The organism is Neptuniibacter sp. UBA6509 (genome assembly GCA_002435145.1).
In the GTDB taxonomy this organism is placed as follows: Bacteria; Pseudomonadota; Gammaproteobacteria; order Pseudomonadales; family Balneatricaceae; genus Neptuniibacter.
This window is the reverse complement of sequence record DJLT01000076.1, coordinates 1-281: the sequence shown is the minus strand read 5'-3', so window position 1 is coordinate 281 and position 281 is coordinate 1. Positions and strand designations below refer to the sequence as shown.

Sequence of the window (281 nt, the reverse complement as noted above, 5' to 3'; positions counted from 1 at the left end):
TAAGAGTTAAGAGTTAAGAGTTAAAGCCTAACTACTTATTAGGCTTTAACTGACTACTTCCAGCCTTGAAGCCAATAACCTGTATCTTTTAAATCCCGCCAATCAATTTGGTAAGCTTGCTTATCAATAACCGCCTCAATTACACAACCCGTTATTTTTGATTCATCATCTTCGGATCTAATCAACGCCACAACGATAAAGTGCTTCTGTTTCTTCACTGGGGAAACAGCAGTCCAAGTGGAGTTAATTAACTTTTTAGGATTAATACGATTCAAAACTCA

At 36.7% G+C, this 281-nt stretch carries 1 protein-coding gene; it reads right to left on the bottom strand.

Features of this window, described 5'->3' with window-relative positions:
- Positions 1–53: 53 nt before the first annotated feature.
- Positions 54–275 (bottom strand): TIGR02450 family Trp-rich protein, encoded by a 222-nt coding sequence (locus tag B4K11_RS09435; protein WP_292950385.1) that lies wholly within the window; start codon positions 273–275, stop codon positions 54–56.
- Between the last annotated feature and the right edge of the window lie 6 nt (positions 276–281).